This window comes from Massilia sp. NBRC 108631, from assembly GCF_059704565.1.
Genome location: NZ_BAAKJE010000117.1, coordinates 1 through 3319, shown reverse-complemented (window position 1 = coordinate 3319; position 3319 = coordinate 1). Strand labels below are relative to the sequence as shown.

The window sequence follows — 3319 nt, the reverse complement described above, 5'->3', positions numbered from 1 at the left end:
TCCCACCCCTTCCCATCCCGAACAGGACCGTGAAACGATTTTGCGCCGATGATAGTGCTGCAACCAGTGTGAAAGTAGGTTATCGTCAGGCTAGTTATATAAAATCCCCCATCAGCCTGAACGCGCTCGAGATCGCGTTCAGTGCAGATGGGGGATTTTGCTTTTTGGGTGTCATAACGTTGTCATAACAGCTCAGTAGACTGCGCCTTTTCAATCAGAAGAGGTCCGCAGCATGAAGCTCCCCCAACTCTCCCTGTTGTCCCTGGCCGTTGCCGTTGCGCTCAGCGCTTGCGGCAGCAGCGATGATGCTCCAGCCGTCATCGCGCCGGTGAAGCCGCAGATCAGCGGCCTGTTCCTGGACGGCGCCGTCGAAGGCCTGGACTATGTGGCCGGCACCGCCGCCAAAGCCAGCACCGGCCCCAAGGGCGAATTCACCTGCACCACGGGCGACACCGTGAGCTTCAGCATCGGCGGCATCGTGCTGGGCAGCGCACCCTGCGCCGCCACCATCACGCCGCTGCAGCTGGCCGGCGCCACCGACGTCGGCGATCTGAAAGTGGTCAACCGCCTGCTGGCCCTGCAGTTGCTCGATGAAGACAGCGACCCGCAGAACGGCATCAAGATCACCAGTGATGTCAAAACCGCGCTGGCCGCCAAGAGCGCCGACTTTACCTTGGCGGCAGCCGCCTTCAATACCGCAATGAGCGCTAACCTCACCGCCGCCGGCGTAAAATACGCGGCACGCTGGTGAGCGACAATTATCTTGGCCGGTAGACGACAACTATCTTGGCCGGTTGTCACCTGAAACCGGCCCGGTGCGGAAGCGAGGTTTACAGTTGTTTCATTCAGCATGGAGCTGGGGAGGCAACGAGTGGCCGGCAAACGCATTGGAGATCACCAAGTGGGCATCTACAAGAAACTCAGAGCCAAGCTCGGCCAGGAAGTCGCTGCCGCCAAGGTCGGCATCAGCGTGCGTTCGGCGCGACGCCTGGACAGAACGGAAGCCTTGCCGTCACAGCGCGAAGCGCGAGCATGGCGCACCCGCGCCGATCCATTTGAAGCCGTCTGGGACAGCGAGATCGTGCCGTTGCTGGTCGCGTCACCGGCGCTGACGGCCACAACGCTTCTAGAAGAGATGCAAGGGCGCCATCCAGGTCAGTACGAAGACGCCTTGTTGCGCACGCTGCAGCGTCGGGTCCGAGCCTGGAGTGCGAGCCACGGCAAGGAGCGCGAGGTTTACTTCGCACAAGCCCATCCGCCCGGCCGTCTAGGCCTGTCCGATTTTACGCACGCTGCCGTGCTGCATGTGACGATTACCGGGGTAGCGCTGCTGCACATGCTGTACCAATTCGCGCTGGCGTTTTCCGGTTGGCGCTACGTCGAGGTTGTGCTGGGCGGCGAGAGCTTCATGGCCCTGTCGTCGGGCTTGCAAAATGCGGTGTGGATGATGGGCGGCGTACCCGAGGAGCACCGCACCGACAGCTTGGCGGCAGCCTTCAACAACGTGGCCGAGCATGAATTGCTGACGCGGCGGTACGAAGCGCTGTGCACGCATTACGGCATGCGCCCCAGCCGCAACAACTTGGGCGTGAGCCATGAGAACGGCTCGATTGAAGCACGCCAAGGCACGCTCAAGCGCACCATGGAGCAGGCACTGCTGCTGCGTGGGCACCGCGACTTCGCCGACCTGGATGCATATCGACGCTTCGTGGCCGAAGTGTTCGGCCGTCTCAATGCGCGCGTGGCTGGCAAATTCAACGAGGAGCGGGCCATGCTCCGCGCCTTGCCGGCGCGGCGCAGCAACGACTACGAGGAAGTCGATGCCCGCGTCACGAAGTACGGCACCATGACGGTGAGAAAAGTGCTCTACACAGCGCCGTCGCGACTGGTGGGCCACCGCCTGAAAGTACGGATCTACAGTGAGCGACTGGAGTGCTGGCTGGGCAATGTGTGCGTGCTCGAATTGCGGCGCGGGCAGCCCGATCCGGTCAGTGGACGCGCCAAGGTCGTCGACTACCGTCATCTGCTGCCGGCACTCAAGCGCAAACCCGGCGCGCTGGCGCGCTCGGTGCTGCGCGATGCGCTGTTTCCCCGCACAGAGTACCGCAAGATGTGGGCGCAACTGCGCGACAATTTGCCCGAGGCCAGCGCCTGCCGGCTCATGGTCGGCTTGCTGGACTTGGCCGGCAATGGCGGCTGCGAGGCGGAACTGGCGCAACGCTTGGCGCTGCTGCTCGCCGCCGGCGAGTTGCCAGATCTGGAGCAGCTACGACAGGAGATGGCTCCGCGCCCGGCATTGCACCCGGAGGTGACGGTCGTGCTGCCCACGCTGGCCAGCTACGACATGCTGTTGGCGGCGGCATGAGCAGTGTCGCGGCGCGCCTGCCGCTGATTCTCAATGAACTGCGGCTGCCGACCGTCAAACGCCTGTGGGCCGTTCTGGCAGAGCAGTCGAACAAAGAAGGCTGGCCGGCTGAGCGTTTCCTTGCCGCCTTGATGGAGCATGAACTGGCCGAGCGGGAAGCGAGGCGCTTGGAACGGCATCGGCTGGAGTCGCAACTGCTGCCGGGCAAGCTGCTGTCGAGCTTCGATTTCGCGAGCACGCCGACCGTCTCGCAGGCCCATGTCACGGCGCTGATGGAAGGCGACGGCTGGATAGAGCAAGGCGCCAACCTGCTGTTGTTTGGACCGCCCGGCGTGGGCAAAAGCCACCTCGTCTGTGCCATCGGTTATGGCTTGATCGACCGAGGCTACCGCGTCCATTTCACGCGCACCAGCGACTTGGTGCAGCGCCTTCAAGTGGCGCGGCGCGAGATGCGACTTCCGGCAGAAATCGCCAGGCTGGACCGCTTCGATTTGTTAATTCTGGATGACCTGAGTTACGTCCGGCGCGACCAGGCAGAGACGTCTGTGCTGTTCGAGCTGATCGCGGCGCGCTATGAAAGGAAGAGCATGGCGTTGACGGCGAATCAGCCATTTTCCGGCTGGGATGAAGTGTTCCCAGAGCCGGCAATGACGCTCGCGGCGGTCGACCGGCTGGTGCATCACTCGACCATCTTCGAGCTGAACGTCGAGAGCTACCGCCGCCGCACCGCTGCGACCGCTAGCACTACGCAACAGTCAAAGAAAAGGAAGGACTAAACACCTCTCGCTTCACCGGCCAAGATAATTGACGCCGACCGGACAAGATAGTTGACGCGAACCAGCTGCCGACAAACTGCATGCCGATGACACGCCGATCCCGGTGCTGGCGCCCGGCAATGGCAGCACCCGCACGGCACGACTTTGGACCTATGTCCGTGATGACCGCGACAGCGCG

Annotated in this window: 3 protein-coding genes, 1 rRNA gene and 1 pseudogene; all 5 read left to right on the top strand. The window is 62.8% G+C overall.

Annotated elements, in window-relative coordinates; all coding sequences use genetic code 11:
* Positions 1-91 (top strand): 5S ribosomal RNA (gene rrf / locus AC6H42_RS13350); the annotation flags it as partial.
* A gap of 141 nt (positions 92-232) precedes the next feature.
* Complete coding sequence (locus AC6H42_RS13345; protein ID WP_497548247.1) at positions 233-751, top strand: hypothetical protein; 519 nt, start codon at positions 233-235, stop codon at positions 749-751.
* Between the two features lie 120 nt (positions 752-871).
* On the top strand, positions 872-2365 hold the full coding sequence (istA, locus tag AC6H42_RS13340; RefSeq protein ID WP_497548246.1) for an IS21 family transposase: 1494 nt from the start codon (positions 872-874) through the stop codon (positions 2363-2365).
* Positions 2362-3141 (top strand): IS21-like element helper ATPase IstB, encoded by a 780-nt coding sequence (gene istB / locus AC6H42_RS13335; protein WP_497548245.1) that lies wholly within the window; start codon positions 2362-2364, stop codon positions 3139-3141. Before istA ends, istB begins: the two co-directional genes overlap by 4 nt.
* A 73-nt stretch (positions 3142-3214) precedes the next feature.
* Positions 3215-3319: pseudogene (locus tag AC6H42_RS13330) on the top strand (IS66 family transposase); the annotation flags it as partial.